This is a genomic window from Variovorax sp. efr-133-TYG-130 (genome assembly GCF_030208835.1).
Lineage (GTDB): Bacteria > Pseudomonadota > Gammaproteobacteria > Burkholderiales > Burkholderiaceae_C > Variovorax.
Window position 1 is genome coordinate 83,921 of sequence record NZ_JARVTD010000001.1, and the last position, 19,583, is coordinate 103,503.

7 protein-coding genes are annotated in these 19,583 nt (G+C 64.3%); all 7 read left to right on the forward strand.

The window, feature by feature from the left end:
• Positions 1-5: 5 nt before the first annotated feature.
• The 7 genes from QRN67_RS00425 (at position 6) to QRN67_RS00455 (ending at position 19,581) form a co-directional block, all read left to right on the forward strand.
• Positions 6-2,483, forward strand: coding sequence for a DNA internalization-related competence protein ComEC/Rec2 (locus QRN67_RS00425; protein ID WP_285409752.1), 2,478 nt, complete (start codon positions 6-8; stop codon positions 2,481-2,483).
• A gap of 144 nt (positions 2,484-2,627) precedes the next feature.
• Complete coding sequence (locus QRN67_RS00430; protein WP_285409754.1) at positions 2,628-3,476, forward strand: oxepin-CoA hydrolase, alternative type; 849 nt, start codon at positions 2,628-2,630, stop codon at positions 3,474-3,476.
• Between the two features lie 99 nt (positions 3,477-3,575).
• Positions 3,576-5,075: a circularly permuted type 2 ATP-grasp protein gene (locus tag QRN67_RS00435; RefSeq protein ID WP_081267165.1), complete on the forward strand. Its 1,500-nt coding sequence runs from the start codon at positions 3,576-3,578 to the stop codon at positions 5,073-5,075.
• 13 nt (positions 5,076-5,088) lie between these two features.
• Positions 5,089-6,045 carry an alpha-E domain-containing protein gene (locus QRN67_RS00440; RefSeq protein ID WP_081267164.1) on the forward strand — a complete coding sequence of 319 codons (957 nt, stop codon included), beginning with the start codon at positions 5,089-5,091 and terminating at the stop codon, positions 6,043-6,045.
• 263 nt (positions 6,046-6,308) lie between these two features.
• On the forward strand, positions 6,309-17,879 hold the full coding sequence (locus QRN67_RS00445; RefSeq protein WP_285409756.1) for a hemagglutinin repeat-containing protein: 11,571 nt from the start codon (positions 6,309-6,311) through the stop codon (positions 17,877-17,879).
• On the forward strand, positions 17,876-18,736 hold the full coding sequence (locus QRN67_RS00450) for a hypothetical protein (protein ID WP_285409757.1): 861 nt from the start codon (positions 17,876-17,878) through the stop codon (positions 18,734-18,736). Before QRN67_RS00445 ends, QRN67_RS00450 begins: the two co-directional genes overlap by 4 nt.
• Before the next feature lie 239 nt (positions 18,737-18,975).
• Positions 18,976-19,581 (forward strand): hypothetical protein, encoded by a 606-nt coding sequence (locus QRN67_RS00455; protein WP_285409758.1) that lies wholly within the window; start codon positions 18,976-18,978, stop codon positions 19,579-19,581.
• Positions 19,582-19,583 lie beyond the last annotated feature (2 nt).

The window sequence follows — 19,583 nt, forward strand, 5'->3', positions numbered from 1 at the left end:
CTTTCATGACGCGATTTCACGCGTCGGGCAATGCCGTGGGCGGGTCGCGAGGCTTCGCCGCATTGGGCGGATCGCTGCTGGGCGCGGCCCTGCAATTGCAGCAGCCGTCGCTCTGGCCCGCATGGGTCTATGCCGTCTTGCTGCTGGCGGCCGTGGCGGGTCTCGGGCGATGGCGCCGGCCTTTTTTTTTCATCGAGCGGCGCGTGCCGGCCATGGTGCTCGCACTGCTTTGCGGAGCCATGGCCGGGGCGGGGCTGGCGGGCTGGCGCGCGGTGGTCTACGCGGGCGGCGCGCTGGCACCGGCGCTGGAAGGGCGCGACCTCGTGGTCACGGGCGTGATCGCGGAGATGCCGCAACGCAACGAAGCCGGGACGCGGTTTCGGCTCGATGTGGAGTCCGCGCGCTGGGCCGATGCGTCCGTCGGCGAGCCATTGGCGGTTCCGGGCCACGTCTCCCTCGGCTGGTATGCGGAGAACACGGGGCTGTGGGGGCGCTCTTCCGGGGATAAGGCCGCGTCCGCGAGCCCGGTCGCTTCCGTGCACGCCGGCGAGCGATGGCGCCTTGCCGTGCGCCTCAAGGCGCCGCACGGCAACGTCAATCCCTTCGGCTTCGACGGGGAGCTGTGGGCCTGGGAGCAGGGCATCCAGGCCAATGGCTATGTGCGCACCGGTGCGCGAGATGCCGCGCCGAAGCGCATCGCCGTCACCTGGCGGCATCCGGTCGAGCATGCGCGCGAAGCCGTGCGCGACGCGATCTTCGAGCGCGTGCCCGACCGCGCGCGGGCCGGCGTGATCGCGGCGCTGGTCACGGGCGACCAGCAGGCCATCGACCGCGCGGGCTGGGATGTGTTCCGTGCCACCGGCGTGGCGCATCTCATGTCGATCTCGGGCCTCCACGTCACGATGTTTGCGTGGCTGGCGGCCCATGCCGTTGGCTGGCTGTGGCGGCGCTGCCCGCGCCTGATGCTGGGCCTGCCCGCGCAACAGGCCGCGCTGGTCGGCGGCGTGTTGCTGGCGGGGCTCTATGCGCTCTTCAGCGGCTGGGGCGTGCCGTCGCAGCGAACGGTGTGGATGCTCGCGACAGTCGCCACGCTGCGGCTCACCGGGCGGCGCTGGCCTTGGCCGCATGTGTGGCTGCTGACCGCGGCGGTGGTGGTGGCGCTCGACCCATGGGCGCTGATGCAGGCCGGCTTCTGGCTCAGCTTCGTGGCGGTGGGCGTGCTGTTCGCCACCGATGCGTCGGTGCCCGGCGAGCCGCGCGCGCGGGCTTCGGCACGGCTGCTGGGTTTCTTTCGCGAGCAATGGGTCATCACGCTGGCGCTCGCGCCGCTGAGCCTGCTGCTGTTCCAGCAGGTGTCGCTGGTCGGGTTGCTGGCCAATGCGGTCGCGATCCCGTGGGTCACGCTGGTCGTCACGCCGCTGGCGATGCTGGGCGTGGCCATCGCGCCGCTGTGGGACGCGGCCGCGTGGGCGGTGCATGCGCTTTCGGTGCTGCTGCAATGGTGCGCCGGCTTGCCGCTCGCCACGCTGTCGATGGCCGCGCCGCCGCTGTGGATGGCGGCTTGCGGCGTGGCTGGCGGCGTGTTGCTCACGATGCGCCTGCCGTGGTCGCTGCGCGTGCTCGGCCTGCCGTTCCTGCTGCCGGTTTTGCTGTGGCAGGCGCCGCGTCCCGCGGCGGGAGAGTTCGAGTTGCTGGCCGCCGACATCGGGCAGGGCAACGCGGTGCTGGTTCGCACCGCCACGCACAGCCTGCTATACGACACCGGTCCGCGCTACAGCCTCGAAAGCGATGCCGGCCACCGCGTGCTCGTGCCGCTGCTGCGCGCCTATGTCGAGCGCCTCGACATGCTGGTGCTGAGCCATCGCGACACCGACCACACGGGCGGAGCGCAGGCCGTGCTCGCGATGCAGCCGCAAGCGGACTTGCGCAGTTCGATCGAAGCCACGCATCCGCTGCAGGCCCTGCGTCCGGCGCGGCGCTGCGAGGCCGGCCAGCGCTGGACATGGGACGGCGTGGATTTCGAGGTGCTGCACCCCGCGGCGGACGACTACCAGGCCTTCACCGCCAAGCCCAATGCCGTGTCGTGCGTGCTGCGCATCGGCAACGGCCGTGCCGCCGCGCTGCTGGTGGGCGATGTCGAGCGCATGCAGGAGGCCGCGCTGGTCGCGCGCGCGCCGGAGTTGCGCGCCGACGTGCTGCTGGTGCCGCACCATGGCAGCAAGACCTCGTCGAGCGAAACCTTCCTCGACGCCGTGCAGCCGCGCATTGCACTGGTCCAGGCGGGCTATCGCAACCGCTTCGGCCACCCGGCGCCCGAGGTGGCGGCGCGGTACGCGGCCCACGGGGTACGGCTGGTCGACAGCCCCCGCTGCGGTGCCGCCCACTGGCGCAGCACGCAGCCTGACGATGTCGCCTGCGAGCGCGAGCGCCATGGGCGCTACTGGCGGCATCGTGTGCCTGAACGCGCTGAAATCGTGAATTAATTGTCAAATTAAACGTAAAGTACTCATCACTGAGGTAACGCCGGCGGGTGGTCGCGTGCGTTATACGGTCCTGAAACAACGCAAAGGGAATGCCATGCAAGATCGCAGCAGTTGCCGGTGGGGCCGGTTTTCCGGGCCCGCGCCATGACCACCGCCGTCCCGACCATCACCAGCGCGAGCGCGACGGCCACGACCGGCGCGCGGCTCAAGACGCACCGCGAGGGTCCGGTGCTGGTGCTGACCCTGAGCAACCCGGCCGCGCGCAACGCGGTCAACCCGGCGGTCTACCGCGCGGCGGCCAAGGCGCTGCGGGCCACCTCGGGCTTTCGCACGGTGCGCGCCATCGTGCTGTGCGGGGAGGGCGAGCACTTCAGCGGCGGCGGCGACCTGCGGCGGCTGGCGCGGCAGCGCAAGTTGCCCGAGGCCGAGCAGCACGGCCACCTGGAGGCGCTGAACGAGTGGATCATGGCGATCCAGGAAGCGCCCCAGCCCGTCATCGCGGCGGTCGAAGGTGCGGCCGTGGCGGGCGGTTTTTCGCTGTGCCTGGCCTGCGACCTCATCGTGGCGGCGGAAGACGCCAGGTTCGCCATGTCTTACGTTAACCTGGGGCTCACGCCCGACGGCGGAGGTTCCGATTCGCTGGTGCGTTCGCTGCCGCCGCAGGCGGCCCTGGAGATGCTGCTCGACGGCAAGCCCTGCAGCGCCAGGCGGCTGCACGACTGGGGCGTGGTCAACAAGGTGGTGCCGCGCGGCAGTGCCTGCGCCACGGCGCTCGAATGGGCGCAGGAGCTTTCCCGCGGGCCGTTCGAAGTGCAGGCGCGCATCAAGCAGCTCGTGCACTCTGCCCGGGGCCGCAGCCGGCGGGAACAGCTCGATGCCGAGCGCGAATCTTCCGTTGCCAGCCTCTACGGCGACGAGAGCGGGGAGCGCATCAAGGAATTCCTCTCGCCGCGCAAGAAGCAGCAGCCGCCGGCCGAAACCCCGGTGCGGTAGCCCGAAAAAAAAGAGCTTCGCCCCGTCTCCGGCCGCCGCATAAGGGGTTCTACTGGCCTCGAACTTGCTAAGCTACGGCTCAAGGAGATTGGTCGTTCCATGCACAAATTCGACGAGATGTATGAGCAGTTGCCCTATGCGGGGGCTGCGATCCGACAGCATTACAAGCGCTACGACCAATGGCTCGCGAAGCAACCCGGTGAGGTGATGCGTTCGCGGCGTGAAGAGGCGGAAATGATTTTCCGCCGGGTCGGTATTACCTTTGCCGTGTACGGCGCGAAGGACGAAGACGGTTCCGGCACCGAGCGGCTCATCCCGTTCGACCTGCTGCCGCGGATCATTCCGGCCAACGAGTGGGACAGCATGGAGAAGGGGCTGGTGCAGCGCGTCACGGCGCTCAACCGCTTCCTGCATGACGTCTACCACGACCAGGAAATCATCAAGGCCGGCATCATCCCGGCCGAGCAGATCCTGAACAACGCGCAGTTCCGCCCCGAGATGATGGGCGTCAACGTGCCGCACAACGTCTACTCGAACATCTCGGGCATCGACATCGTCCGCGCCCCCGATGCCGAGGGCAACGGCGAGTACTACGTGCTCGAAGACAACCTGCGCGTGCCCAGCGGCGTGAGCTACATGCTCGAGAACCGCAAGATGATGATGCGGCTCTTCCCGGAGCTGTTCAACCAGAACCGCATCGCGCCGGTCGCGCACTACCCCGACCTGCTGCTGGAGACGCTTCGCGCCAGCGCGCCGCCGGCCACGGCCGAGCCCACGGTGGTGGTGCTCACGCCCGGCATGTACAACAGCGCCTATTTCGAGCACGCCTTCCTCGCGCAGCAGATGGGCGTGGAGCTGGTCGAAGGGCAGGACCTGTTCGTCAAGGACAACTTCGTCTACATGCGTACCACGCGCGGGCCGAAGCGCGTCGACGTCATCTACCGCCGCGTGGACGACGACTTCCTCGACCCCGAGGTGTTCCGCCCCACGTCCACGCTGGGCTGCGCGGGCCTGATGCGCGCGTACCGCGAAGGCAACGTCGTCATCTGCAATGCGGTGGGCACCGGCGTGGCCGACGACAAGTCGATCTACCCCTACGTGCCGAAGATGGTGGAGTTCTACCTCGGCGAGAAGCCGATCCTGAAGAACGTGCCCACCTACATGTGCCGCAACAAGGACGAGCTGCAATACACGCTCGACAACATGAAGGACCTGGTCGTCAAGGAAGTGCACGGCGCGGGCGGCTACGGCATGCTGATCGGCCCGGCCGCCACGCAGGCCGAGATCGAGGACTTCAAGAAAGCCGTGATCGCCAAGCCCGACGGCTACATCGCCCAGCCCACGCTGAGCCTGTCGACCTCGCCCACCTTCGTGGACGCAGGCATCGCGCCGCGCCACATCGACCTGCGGCCCTTCGTGCTCTCGGGCAGCGAGGTGCAGATGGTGCCCGGCGGCCTCACGCGCGTGGCGCTGAAAGAAGGCTCGCTGGTGGTCAACTCGTCGCAGGGCGGCGGCACCAAGGACACCTGGATTCTCGAAGCCGACCGCGCGCCCAAGCCCAAGGCGGCGCCCGCGCAGTCGCAAAGCCAATCGCTGTAGGAGCACGACGAAGATGCTGTCACGTACCGCCGACCATCTCTACTGGATGTCCCGCTACACCGAGCGCGCCGAGAACACGGCGCGCATGCTCGACGTCAACTACCAGACTTCGCTGCTGCCTCAATCCGCCGAAGTCGCCAAGTACGGCTGGCAGGGCGTGCTCTCCATCAGCGAGCTGCTGCCCTGGTACAACCAGAAGTACGACCAGATCGCGCCCAAGGAAGTGATGGAGTTCATGGTCAAGGACGAGAGCAATGCCTCGTCCATCGTGTCGTGCCTCAAGGCCGCGCGCGAGAACGCACGTGCCGTGCGCGGCGCGCTCACCACCGAAGCCTGGGAAACGCAGAACACCACCTGGCTCGAAGTGAACCGCATGCTGCGCGCGGGCGACTTCGAGCGCGACCCGGGCCAGTTCTTCGAGTGGGTGAAGTTCCGCTCGCACCTGTCGCGCGGCGTCACGCTGGGCACCATGCTGCAGGACGAGGCCTTCTACTTCTCGCGCCTGGGCACCTTCCTCGAACGCGCCGACAACACCGCGCGGCTGGTCGACGTGAAGTTCCACGCGCTCAACAGCGAGTTCTTCGGCGCCGCCACCGAGGAAGACCAGGAGTACGACTTCTATCACTGGAGCGCCATTCTTCGCAGCGTCTCGGCCTTCGAGGTCTACCGCAAGGTGTACCGCGACGTCATCAAGCCCGAGCGCGTGGCCGAACTGCTGATCCTTCGCGCCGACATGCCGCGCTCGCTGCATGCGAGCCTGGTCGAGGTGGTCAACAACCTTGCGAAGGTGCAGAACGAGCAGAGCGCCGAAACCCAGCGCCGCGCCGGCAAGCTGCTGGCCGACCTGCAGTACGCGCGGGTCGACGAGATTCTTGCGACGGGGTTGCACGCGTATCTCACGCAGTTCCTCGACCGCGTGAACGAGCTGGGCGGGCGGATCAGCCAGGACTTCCTGGTTCCTGCGCATTGAAAATCGTGAAAGCGTCATCTCTCTTGAGGGAGATGACGCCCGCTCCGTTCGGAGCAGAGTTTTGACAATTGTTGACGCAACGACATCGGCAACGTCAAAAGTAAACAATATGAATTAACTCGCCTGATTTGATGTTTTTCAGGCGTTTAAAAGCGTGCATTAATACCTTGTAAACACGCGCTGCCCTCCCATAATCGCGGTCCTCAGTTTTCATTTGGTCACAAATGATGCTGGGCTATGACAACTGTGAGGGAGCGTGAGCGATGAATCGGCACTTGCACCGCGTGGTATTCAACGCGGCCAGAGGGATGCGCATGGTGGTCCAGGAAACGGCCACCAGTACTGGGAAGGGCGCTAGCAGGGCGACGACCGCCGCAGGTGTTGCAGCGCTCGCTGGTGCACTGATCGCAGGTGCCGCACAGGCCCAGATCGCCGGAGCCCCGAACGTCCCCGGCAACCTTCGCCCGACCGTTCTGACTGCGCCCAATGGCGTGCCGCTGGTCAACATCCAGACGCCTTCCGCCGCGGGCGTTTCGCGCAACGTCTACAACCAGTTCAGCGTAGGCGCGAACGGCGCCATCCTGAACAACAGCCGGGTGAACGTGCAGACCCAACTGGGTGGGTTCGTTCAGGGCAATCCCAATCTGGCCACAGGCCCGGCGCGCATCATCCTCAACGAGGTCAACGGCGGAACGCCCAGCCATCTGCGCGGCTACATCGAAGTGGGTGGGCAGCGCGCGGAAGTGATCATCGCGAACCCGGCGGGCATCAGCGTCGACGGCGGCGGCTTCATCAATGCCAGCCGCGCCACGCTCACCACCGGCACGCCGCAGTTCAACGCCGTCGGCGGTCTCGACAGTTTCCTGGTTCGTGGCGGCACCGTCACCATCGACGGCGCGGGCCTCGATGCCAGCAAGACCGACTATGCGGCCATTCTTGCGCGCGCCGTGCAGGCCAACGCGAGCATCTGGGCGAGCGAGCTCAAGGTGGTGACCGGCGCGAACCAGATCAGCGCGGACCATAGCCAGATCACGCCCACGACAGGTACTGGCACTGCGCCGACCTTTGCGCTCGACGTCGCTGCCTTGGGCGGCATGTACGCAAACAAGATCGTCCTGATCGGAAGCGAAGCGGGCCTGGGCGTGCGCAACGCGGGAAACATCGGAGCCGGTGCCGGTGGGCTGGTCGTTACGGCAGCGGGCCGCCTCGAGAACATCGGCACGATGGAAGGGCAGCGCGTGGAACTGACCACGCCTGGTGACATCTCCAACCGTGGAGGCACGATCCGGCAGGGCAGTTCGGCGGGCCTGACGATTGCTTCGCCGGTCCTGAGCAATGCCGATGGCGGCGTGATTGGCGCCGAGCCTGTGAGTAGCGGTGCAAGCGGCGGGGTAACAGCAACTCCAGGCACCTCGATGCCGAGCAGCGGTGGGGGCACGGCCACACCATCGACAACGGACGCAGGCGGCACCAGCACCGGGGGTAGTTCCACCCCGGCGGCTTACACACCACCCGCACCAGGCCTGATCGCCGCAGGCGGCACCATCTCCAACGAAGGGGGCAAGATCTACGCGGGCGGTCCCATCACGCTCAACACGCCGCAGGTCAACAATGCGGGGGGCTCGCTCAATGTGGCGACGATGGCTGTCGCGGGGCCGAGTTTCAGCAATGCGGGCGGTACGCTCAATGTCAGCCAAAGCTTCGGGGCGAACGTCGGTACGTTCGACAACACGGGTGGCAAGCTCAATGCGGGCAGTCTGAACATCGCCACCTCCGGCGATCTGCTCAATACCGACGGCGTGTTGAGCAGTGCAACCGATACCGGCCTCACGGTCGGCGGCATGCTCGAGAACACACGCGGCTCGCTATCGGCCGCGGGTGCGATGAGCGCGAAGGTCGCGGGGGCCAGCATCAACAACAGCGGCACTCTGACGTCCAATCTGGCGCTGACGCTGAACGCCGGCTCGCTGCAGAACACTCAGGGCAGCATTCAGTCGGCGCAGTCCAGCGTTCAACTTGGCGTGACCAGCGTGCTGAGCAACGGTAGCGGGGGCAGCATCGATGCGGCCACCGACGTGAACGTCCAGGCCGGTTCGCTCGCCAACAGCGGCAGCATGCGCGGTGCTAACGACGCGAACATCGCGGTCGGTACGGCGCTGACCAACGACGGCAATGTCACAGCGGGCCGCAACACGACAATTACCGCAGGGAGCGTTCAAGGGGGCTCGGCCAGCGTGTTCGGCGCGGGCGTGCAGAACGACGGGAAGCTCGGCGGTACTGGCGACCTGCGCATGACCGTCAGCGGCGCATTGGTTGCCAACGGCACCAACCTCGCGGCGGGCAACGCCACGCTGCAGGGCGCAAGCGTCGATCTATCGAGGAGCCAGACCAGCGCCGCCGATGTCGTGGTCACTGCGACGCAGGGCAATGTCGTGACGAGCAAGGCCTCCGTCGTCACGCCAGGTACCTTGAGCATCACCGCCAATGCCCAGCCCGGCCAGACGCTGGTCAACGAGGGCGGCCAACTCAACGCCGGCCAGCTCAACCTGAGCGTCTCGAACATCGCCAACAACGGCAGCGGCGAGATCGTGCAGACAGGCGCCGGCATCACCCGCATCGTGACATCAGGGGCCATCGACAACAGCGGTGCAACGCTGGCGAGCAATGGCGGCCTCGACCTCGCCGCTGCCAGCCTGACCAACAAGGGCGGCACTCTTCGCGCGGCCCAGACGTCGGACCTGACGGTGACGGTATCAGGCCTGGTGGACAACCGCCAAGGCGAGATGAGCGCCGGCGGCAACGCCGCGCTTAAGGCGGGCAGCCTCGACAACGATGCGGGCCGCCTCACGGCTGCGGGGGATGTGTCGAGCACCACGAGCGAAGCGACCAGCAACCAAGGCGGCACCGTTGCCGCGAACCGCAGCACCACGCTGACTGCCGCAAGCCTGGACAACACGGGCGGCACCGTTTCCGCGCTGAACACGCTGACGGCCCAAGTTCAAGGCGCCGTGAAGAATACGACGGGTACGCTGGTCGCCAACCAAGCGCTTGTGCTCGGTGCGGGCTCTCTTGGCAACGACAAGGGCTCGATCCAGTCGACCCAGGCCGCAGCGAAATTGAATGTGAGCGGCGCGCTGGCCAATGCCTCTGGCTATGTCGCAGCAGCAACCGATCTGACGGTCAAGGCAGGCAGCCTCTCCAATGCAGGGAGCCTGCGCGGTGGCAATGACGCCAGCTTGTTGGTGGACGGGCAACTGGCCAACGATGGCAGCATCACCGCGAGACGCAACACCAGCGTCGCAGCTGGCAGTGTGCAAGGCGGCAGTTCGGGTGTGATGGGGGCTGGCATCGAGAGCGATGGCAAGCTCGGCGCAACGGGGGACCTCCGCGTGAGCGCCAGCGGCGCGCTCGTGGCGATGGGAACGAATCTCGCGGCCGGCAACACCACCTTGCAAGGCGCGAGCGTCGATCTGTCGACCAGCCAGACCAGTGCCGCGAACATTGTGGTCACGGCCACGCAGGGCGATGTCATCACCAGCAAGGCCAAGGTGTTTACCCCCGGCGTGCTGGTGATCACCGCCACCGGCAACTCTGCGCAAACCCTTGTCAACGAGGTTGGTCAGCTCAACGCGCGTCAACTCCAGATCAGCGCGTCGAACATCGCCAATACGAATGCTGGCGAGATTGTGCAGACCGGCGCGGGCGCGACCACCATCGCCGTGAGCGGCACGTTGAACAACGATGGTTCGCGCATTGCCAGCAATGGTCAGGACCTGACTCTGCAGGTGGGGGCGGCGACGAACAACGCCGGCAGGATCGAGCATGCGGGCAACGGCACCTTGACCATCGCAGGCGGCAGCTTCGATGGCGCCAACGGCCAGATTACGACGAACAGTGCGCTGGTCGTCGCCATGTCAGGGGCCTTCAACCAGGACGGTAGCAAGGCAGCAACCAGCGCCAAACAAATCACCATCGACGCAGCCTCGCTGAGCAATCGCGGTGGACAGATTGTCCAGACCGGCAGCGATGCGACGCGCATCACCGTGGTCGGTGCGCTGGACAACAGCAACGCGGGTGTCATTGCCAGCAACGGCAAGATAAGCATTCGCGCAGGCGGCTTGTTGAATCGAGGCGGCTCCATTCGCGCCGCGGAGGCTTCCAGCCTCGACCTGAACGTCGGCGGCCTTCTCGACAACAGCAGCAAGGGTGTGATCGGCGCAGGCGGCAACACCACGATCGCAGCAGGCAGCCTCAACAACAACGCTGGCAGCGTAACTGCGGTCGGTGACCTCGGCGCCACCATCGCAGGCACTGCAACGAACGTCGGTGGCACGCTCGCGGCCAACGGCAACACCACGGTTGGCGCCGCCAGCCTGGACAACAGCGCGGGAACTACCGCCGCAGTCAACGGCAAGCTGGCTGTCACGACGATGGGCCAGACGATCAACAACAGCGGCACCCTGCAAGCAGGCGGCATCACCACCTTGAGCAATGGGGGCCTGCTGAACCGATCAGGCAAGGTGTTCGGTGCCAGCCTGAGCGTGGACACCCACGGCAACGCGCTGGACAACGGTGCGAGCGGCACGATTGCCGCGACCACGACGGTGGCCATCAGCTCCGGCTCTCTGACCAATGACGCCGGGCTGATTCAGTCGGGTAGTGCGATGACCATCAACACGAATGGTCAGAGCCTGAGCAACACCAATGCGTCGAGCTACAGCAACCAGCAGGGCGGCATCACCAGCGCGGACACACTCGACCTGAAGACGGGCGCGCTGAACAACACAGCCGGCTTCGTCGGCTCGAAGAATGCGCTGACCGCCGACACACTGGCATTCACCAGCACCGGCGGTGGCCTGGTGCTTGGCCAGTCCGCGGTGTCCATCAACACGCATGGCGCGAGCTACAAGAACAACGGCGGTAAAACACAGGCAGCGGGCAATGTCTCGATCAATGCTTCAGACATCCAGAACTCGAGCGGCCTTGTGCGCTCGCTGGCCACGACGACGCTGAATGCCGGCTCCATCGTCAACACCAATGCCCAGGGCACCGACCAAGGCATTGAAGGCAAGAACGTCGTCATCGGCACCGGTGCGCTGAACAACGACGCGGGGGCGATCCGCGCCGATGTCAACGCCACCATCACCAGCGGAGGAACTGTCAGCAACAAGAGCGGGCTGGTCTCGGCCGGCGATACGCTGGCTGTCGTCGATCCGAATGCCGCGAATCCCGGTGCCAAGACGCTGAACCTCGTGAACACCAACGGCACGTTGGTGGCCGACAAGAGCCTGAAGATCGATGCGGCCACCTTCAGCGGCGACGGCAAGGCTGTGTCGGGCAAGAACCTGAGCATTGCGCTCACGCAGGACATCGTCAACAACGGCGAGGTGAGTGCCAATGGAAACCTGAGCTACACCACCACAGGCAACTTCACCAACAACGGCAAGCTGCTGGCCGGCCAAACCCTCACGGTAGGCGGCAACAACGTCGACAACACGGTCAATGCCGAGATGTCCGGTCCGAATACCGTGGTCAATGCCAGCGGTACGCTGACCAATCGAGGCCTGATCGACAGCCGAGGTGCAACGCAGATCAATGCCGGCACGCTGAAGAACATCGGCACGGGTCGAATTTACGGCGACGCAATTTCCATTGGCGTGGGCGCGCTCGAGAACGATGCCGAAACAGCCAACGGCGTTACCAAGGCAGGATCCATCGCGGCGCGCAGTAGTTTGAGCATCGGCGCTGGCACCATCGCCAACCGCAATCACGCGCTCATTTTCAGCGCCGGGAACATGTTCATTGGCGGGGGGCTCAATGCAGCCCGTCAGGCAACCGGTCAAGGCGGCACGCTCGATAACCTGAGCGCCGACATCGAATCTCTGGGCGACATGACCATATCGATGGCCAACGTCAACAACAGGGACGTGCACATTCAGATGGGTACGCCGAAGGTGACGTCCGAAGTGCTGACCGGCATCGCCCCCAAGACGCTCGTGGGCAGCGGTGTAGGCAGGACCACGACTTACCCCTTGAACGAAGTCAATGTCGATCCGGCCAGCGGCTCCGTGTTCCGGAAAGACACCGGCGAACTCGTCGGTATCGGTGGCTATGCCGTCTGGACCAACAACCTCACGACTACTGAAGACACCGCGATCAACATCGACCCTGCTCGCCTTGTCGCAGGCGGCAACTTGAGCGTCAATGGCCGTCTCTACAACGAGAACAGCCAAGTGCTGGCCGGCGGAACGATCACGGCGAACAGCTACCAATCGAGCCAGTTGAATGGCCAGCGCACGGTCACTGGCCTCGCAAACGTCATCGACAACCAAGGCGCAGTGCAGGGGGTGAACATCCCCCTCTTTGCAGCACCGACCTCGGTTTCCCTGGGCGCCTACAAGTACCAGGAGCACATCAACGCCAGCCAAGGCTATAACGCCGGGGTCGCGCCCGTCGGCGGTGCAACGGGCAATGCAGGCGGCGCCGGTGGTGTGAATGGGAGTAGCGGCCCTGGCGTCATCGTCGAAGTTGCTGCCAATGTAGGAGACTTGATCAGGGCTGACGGCCAGCGCGCGAGTGGCGCGTCGGGCGCCAGCGGGCCAGGAGGGACGACGGGGACGAGTACTGGTGCAGGCACCACGAACGTTGCCGCGAACGGCTCAGCACAGGGGGCAGATTCGTCGGCCCAAGCGGGTGCGAGCCGGACCGTGCCGATGGTCGTGCGCACCAGCACGCCGAGCATCGGCATACCCACGGCCAGCCTGTTCAGCATCCGTGCGGGCGGAAGCTACCTGGTCGAGACGGATCCGCGCTTTGCCAACTACCGCAATTGGCTCAGCAGCGAATACCTGCTGAACAGCCTTGGTCTGGACCCCAACAACATCCTCAAACGCTTAGGCGACGGCTTCTACGAGCAGAAGCTTATTCGCGAGCAGGTTGCCCAGCTTACGGGGTATCGCTATCTGGATGGGTACAGCAACGACGACGATCAGTACGCCGCGTTGATGGATGCAGGAGCGACCTTCGCGAAACAGTACGGCCTGCGCCCAGGCGTAGCTTTGAGCGCGGCGCAGATGGCGCAGTTGACCAGCGACATAGTTTGGCTCGTGGAGCAGACGGTGACGTTGCCAGATGGCAGCACCCAGCGCGTCCTCGTGCCTCAGGTCTATGTGCGTGTGCGCCCTGGCGACATCGATGGCTCCGGGGCGCTCCTGAGTGCCGATGCGACTGTTATCAAGAGTTCGGGGGATGTCGTCAATACCGGCACCATTGCTGGTCGCTCTCTGGTGTCTATCACCGCCGACAACGTCAACAACCTCGATGGCGGGCGGATCGCGGGTGGCAATGTCGGTATCGATGCGCGCAACAATATCAACAACATCGGAGCCAGCATCACGGCGAGAGATGCCGCAGTCCTGACGGCCGGTGGCGACATCAACATAGAAACCACTACGCGATCCCGTGGCACGACTACTGCCATCGACCGTGTGGCCGGGGTCTATGTCACCAATCCGGGCGGCACGCTGATTGCCTCGGCCGGGCGCGACGTCAACCTGGTTGGCGCAGTCCTGGTCAGCGCGGGCTCGGCATCCGTTGCCGCTGGGCACGATGTCAACCTCGGCACCGTGACCGAGGGATACACCATCTCGTTCGCAAACAAGAACATTGCGGGTGTTTCTTCGGAGAGTCGGGAGGTGGGTTCTGTCATCCAAGGGCAGGACAACGTGCGTCTCGCTGCCGGCAACAATCTGAACATCCGTGCCGGCGCAGTCGCCAGCGCTGATGGCGCATTGGTCGCCACGGCCGGCAACGACATCAATATCACCGCAGGCCAGGAGACGAGCAGCGTGGCCGCAGCCACGCACCGGTCGTCCAAATCCCTGTTCAGGAGCAACAACTCCAGCACCTTGGACAGCACCAGCACCGTGGATGTGCTGTCCAGCAGTCTGAGCGGCAAGACCGTGGCCCTGGCCGCCGGCAACGACATCAACGCCCAGGCTGCGCAACTGAGTTCGCAGGACGCGATGAGCCTGTCGGCCGGGCGCGATATCAACCTCACGACCGCCAATCGGACCACTCAAGACTTGCACGCCAGCCAGCAGCGCAGCAGCAGCACGGGGTTTTCCAAAGCGTGGGCTGTTGCCTCGGATGCCGGAGGTCCAGTCGGCGGCTATGGCAATCGCCAGTTCTCTGGGAACAGCGCCAGCGCCGACATCAAGACCCAGGCTATCGGCACTACCATCTCGGCGGGCAGCCTGCAGACCATCAGCGGGCGCGATACGACCTTGCAAGCGGCCATCGTCGTGGCTGACAAGGACATCACCATGATGGCCGGGCGCAATCTCACCATCGAGAGCGCCCAGAACACCGAACTCAGCAGCAGTTCCTCGGCCAACGGCAAGAGCGGCTTCATCGGCTCCTGGGCGCAACCTGGATTGGGAAACATCAAGGACTTCGGCGCCCAGGCGACCATCCGCACCACTCAGCAATCCAGCCAGGCGGCCAGTCTCACGGGCAACGTGACATTGGTGGCTGGCAACGAGTACCGCCAGACCGCCAGCAGCGTCCTGGCTGCGGGGCAAGGAGGCCCCTCGGTGGGTGGAGATGTCAACATCCTTGCCAAGAACGTCACCATCAACGAGGCGTACAACACTGAGCAAACGGTCAGCATGCAGCGCAGTTCCAGCAGCAAGCTCGGTGGCAGCGCCAGCTTCATGGGGGTGAGCACCGACAGCCTGCGAAATGCCCAAAGCACCGTGCGGGCGATGGAAGACACCCGAGGCAATGGCCGTATGCAAGCCCTGGGTGCGCTGAATCTGGCTATGGCGGGCCGGCAAGCCTACGGCGCGGGCAGCACGCTCGCTGGCGCTTTGAGCGGCAGTGGCCCCAGCCTGACCGATTTGAGCAACATGGGTCAGCTCAGCTACGGCGTGAGCGTGAGCGCGAGCCGCAATACCAGTCAGGGCACCAGCGTCACGACCAATACCACGGCCGTGGGTTCCAGCGTGACGGGGGCCAACAACGTCAACATCGTGGCCACGGGCTCGGGCGCCAACTCAAACATCCATGCTGTGGGCTCCACCATCGCGGCGGGCAACACCGTCAACCTGGCGGCAGACAACGACATCCTGCTCGAGGCCAGCAAGAACACCAGCTTGACGGTGGGCCAGAACTCCAGCCACGGCAGCAGCGTCGGGGTGACCTTCGGTGCCGGCGCGCAGACCGGCTTCAGCATCCAGTTGGGCGTTCAAAACGGCAAGGGCAGCGACAACCAGAACGAGACGACCTACAACGCCACCCAGGTTTCTGGCGGCAACGCCGTGAACGTCTCTAGTGGTCGCAACCTCACGCTCAATGGAGCGACTATCGAAGGCAGCCGCGTGATGGCGGACGTTGGGGGCGACCTGAACATCACCACCTTGCAGGACGTGAGTGTGGGCGCGAGCCGCCAGTCCAGCAGTGGCTTCGGCGTGAGCATCTGCGTTCCACCGATCTGTTACGGGGCAGTGGCCACGGTCAGCGGCAATGCAGCCAGTGCCAAAGCGGATGGCGTCTTCATCAGTCCGAACACCCAGGCGGGCATCAAGGCGGGGGATGGCGGCTTTGACGTGAACGTCAAGGGCAACACGAACCTTACGGGGGCAGTGATCGAGAGCACCCAGGCGGCCATCGACGCGGGCAAGAACAGCTTCCAGACGGGTGGCACGCTCAGCATGGTGGACTTGCAGAACGTGAGCCAGTCCAGCGGAAGTAGCTATTCGGTGGGGGGGAGTTTGAGCGTGGGCCAGACCACAAACCCGAATGCCACGCCGCAGCAGCAGGCCGCGCAAGACCGGCTGTCACAGCCGGGCATCAAGCCTGGCGGCGCGGGCGTGGGCAACTACAGCGGCAACAACCAGAGCAGCACGACGGGCAGCGGGATCAGTGGCGTTGCGGGGGACCAGACGGTCAGAACCGGAAGCACCGCCAGTGCGGGAATTTTGGTCAAGGACTGGAATACCCAAGCCATCGTCCAGAACGTTCAGGCCCAGGCGCAACTGACACAGCAGTTCCAGCAGCAAGCGGGTCAAGCCGTAGGTGTCTATGCCAACGACAAATACAGGACGGCCATGACGAACGCGGCCTTGGCGGCCAACTCGGCCGATGGAACCTACGGCGGGCAAACAGCCGACCAGTGGCAGCAGCAGGCCAATGATTGGGCAGAAGGTGGCTCCAACCGTGTAGCCATGCATATGGTGGTTGGCGCGCTTGGCGGTGGCGTCGGCGGTGCGGTGGGAGCAGGCGTCAGCCAAGCGTCCATCACCACCATCGCCAATGTCATGGGTCAGTTGAATCTGCCGCAGTCTGTGCAAGATGGGCTTGTCACGGCCGTCAGCACAGCACTCGGTGCGGCCACGGGCGGTGGTGCCGGCGCAGCCAGTGCATTCGATGCCACCACCAACAACTATCTGACCAGCACACAAGTCAAGGACATGATGGCCGCGCTGGCGGGTGCCAGCAACCAGGACCAGCGCAACGCAATCCTTAACAGCTACGCCGGCATCAGCGCAGTGCAAAGCGCCGCCTTCCTCAACTGCAAGGAGAACTGCGACCAACTGGCCAAGACCATCCAGGAGGGCAGCGACGCCCTCTGGGCAAGCAACACCCAACTGGCCAAGTATGCGGGCGGCGCTTTCGGCATGACCACCAACGTGGCGGTCAACACCATCCAGGATCTGCAAAATAAAGATGGCATCCGAGTGGCCAACCAGATTGCGCTGAACGTCGCGAACGGCCAGTTCAAGCAGTATCTGCAAAACACCACGGGGCCGACCAGCGACAACGTCAGCAGCGCCATCAACCAGGCGCTGAGTTGCGGCACGACGCAGTGCATTAGCGATAACTACAACGCCCTTCGAAAATTACAGGACGGCGCCACCGGCAACGATCTGAAGGCGCTGGTTCTTGTGGGTCAGCAGTTGCTGGGCGAGGCACAAGCGATGGGCAGTTGCGTGGCGGGAACCAACTGCGCGTTTGCAACCTCGGGTGCCGGCATGGCGGCGATGCGGGTCTATGGGGCCATGGGGGAGGCTGCGGTGGCCGCCGGTCAAGCGGCGGCGACCAATACGCCGCCGGCAGTCATCCGGGTCGGTTATGCCGACGTCCAGATCATCGAGCGCAATGGCACGGTGCTGACCTACAACGCCAAAACCGGCAACTACGAGCCCGCGCCCCAACTGCCCGCGCCAACCAGCACAGCTGTTGGCGTTGCGAACACGTCACCGGGCTCCGTGATTGCGGTGACGCGCGACTCCAGCGGAACCTCCATTCCCGTGGTGTTTGCCAGCAATGCGTATAGCTGGGGGCCAACTGATCCGAACAACCTCATTGGGTCGCAAAGCGTCGACCATGAGCGCGCGGCCATCTCTTACGCCCAGGCCACGGAGAATGTGGTTACCGTCGTCGATGCGCGGCTGTCCAATGGCAATGGCTTCGATCCCTCGTACATCAAGCAAAATGCCGATGGCGGCTACCAGTTGGTCATCGTGGAAGATAAGTCGGGGACCGTGGGCAAGCTGACGGCGTTTGGGGAAGGGTCTAGGGGAGAGGCGCAACTCAATAAGAATTTGGCGCAGTTGCGGGCCAAGATTGAGAGTGATGCAACGATTCCGGAAGATGCTAGGCGCGTCGCTATGCAACAGATTGATAACCTAACTTTTCAGACCCAACTCTTCCTTGGCCCCACATCCAATCCGCCGCAGGCGGCCCTAGACGCACTGCGCAGCGCAACAGGCGGGAGAACTTCGGCCACCAGCGTTATTGTTCTTCCCAGAATCCTAAAAATTGATCCATGAGCACAATCAACGAAGAATGGAAGGCCCAACTGACGCGGCGGATGGGACCTCAAGGATTATTTGATGTAGTCAAACGAGTCGAGCGCGAAGGTCTTTTTTTGGATTGGTCGCGTTCGAGAGAACCGTTCATGTCTTTCGATCTAAATTGCGGGATCGACATACTTTGCGGCGCACCTGAGCAGACCGAACTTGCAAACACTTATTTGGGGTGGGTCCGTCAAAAAATCGAACGCGCCAAAACCGAGCCCCAGCGCTGGGAGCGCGATGGGCTTGGCGGTTGGGGCAACGAATGGAAGGCTCGGCGCTGGTTCAACTTCCAACGGGGCGACTTGTTCAGCCGCTGCCTGCTTGGCGAGGCCTTCGTGCTGGAGCCGTGTCACTTCGAGGCACTGCAAGGCTGTGCCGAAGAAGTGGCGGCCCTCAAGAACAGTTTTTGGGACGAGATGAGCCAATCGGCATTGATCGAATGCGCTCTGACTGCGGCTGCGTGGGGCCGCCTGGACATGGCTCAGTCCATCATCAAGATGCGCCGCTCCTTTAAATGGACCCAGCGCTATGCCGAGTGGGCACGCAGCCTGATCGATCAGTTGGCGGCGCTGCCCACAGGTCAAACCGTTGCACCCGACTCAGCGTTGGTGGCTCACTTCGACAGCCTGTTCGATGAAATCCGTCACCCAACTCTACTGCTTAGGACTGGCGAGGTGGCGCGTGAAGCCGCGCGCCGAGGTGAAGACATCAGCCCCACAAGCTGGCCTCTGCTGCGTCTGAACCTTGCAATGCTCAAGCAGCGCTATTTCTTGGGCAAACCTGAGGTAGCGCCGGGCATGCGTGATCTGGTGGCGCTGGTCAGCGCTTGATGTATGCCGCCTTGAGTGTGTCGCACGAAGTTCACACCCCTGCTGCTGGACTTGGAAGACCATTTGCGATCTCGCGCAGCCATGTCCTGCGCTCCTTTTCAATTCAAGCCAAATCAGCCCGCAGCGTCGGTAGAACAGGCGCAAACAACTGTCGATTTCAGTAGCAATCCAACCATGAATCGCCAAGCTCATCGTCTTGTCTTCAATGCCGCTTGTGGCCTGTCAATTCACAGATAAATATGTCGCTGCTCCATACCCTTCGCCTTCATCGCATTTTCGCTGTCTTCGCCTTCGTTGGTGGCTTTCTCCTGCTGTCCGGCTGCGCCACCAAACTCACACAGCCCATCACCGGCTACACCTGCTGCAACCTGCGCCCCGACTACGGATGGGTCTCCAGCACCAACATGCTGGGCGGAGCCATCGTGCCGGCCGGCGAGTCTGCCGTGATCGACACCGTGAAGCGTGACAAGTACGCATACGGAATGATTGGCGGCGATTACGTCTCTCTGCGCGACGACACGGCCCGCAGCAAGGAGGACATGCAGCGCTGGATGCGCCAAATCGTCGTTCCGACAGACCCAAAGTTGACGCTCGTCACTTGGAGCCCCGACGTGCAGAAGGCCGTTTACTCTGCCAGGGTCGTCGTCGGCATGACGCGGCCTCAGGTGCTGATGTCGCTGAGCTATCCCTCGCGCAACGACACCAAGGACCTGGACGGCAACACTTGGCGCTACTGGACGACCCAGGAAGATGAGCCGGTGGACATCCTCTTTGGCGCCGATGGCGCCGTGAGCGGTTTCTCCGGCAAGCCGTCCGCTGTCCGCACGGTCGAGTTCAAGCGCTGATC

Coding starts and splice junctions, on each gene's coding strand:
- QRN67_RS00430 (WP_285409754.1), top strand. CDS start 2,628: ATGACCACCGCCGTCCCGACCATCACCAGCGCGAGCGCGACGGCCACG.
- QRN67_RS00440 (WP_081267164.1), top strand. CDS start 5,089: ATGCTGTCACGTACCGCCGACCATCTCTACTGGATGTCCCGCTACACC.
- QRN67_RS00435 (WP_081267165.1), top strand. CDS start 3,576: ATGCACAAATTCGACGAGATGTATGAGCAGTTGCCCTATGCGGGGGCT.
- QRN67_RS00425 (WP_285409752.1), top strand. CDS start 6: ATGACGCGATTTCACGCGTCGGGCAATGCCGTGGGCGGGTCGCGAGGC.
- QRN67_RS00450 (WP_285409757.1), top strand. CDS start 17,876: ATGAGCACAATCAACGAAGAATGGAAGGCCCAACTGACGCGGCGGATG.
- QRN67_RS00445 (WP_285409756.1), top strand. CDS start 6,309: ATGAATCGGCACTTGCACCGCGTGGTATTCAACGCGGCCAGAGGGATG.
- QRN67_RS00455 (WP_285409758.1), top strand. CDS start 18,976: ATGTCGCTGCTCCATACCCTTCGCCTTCATCGCATTTTCGCTGTCTTC.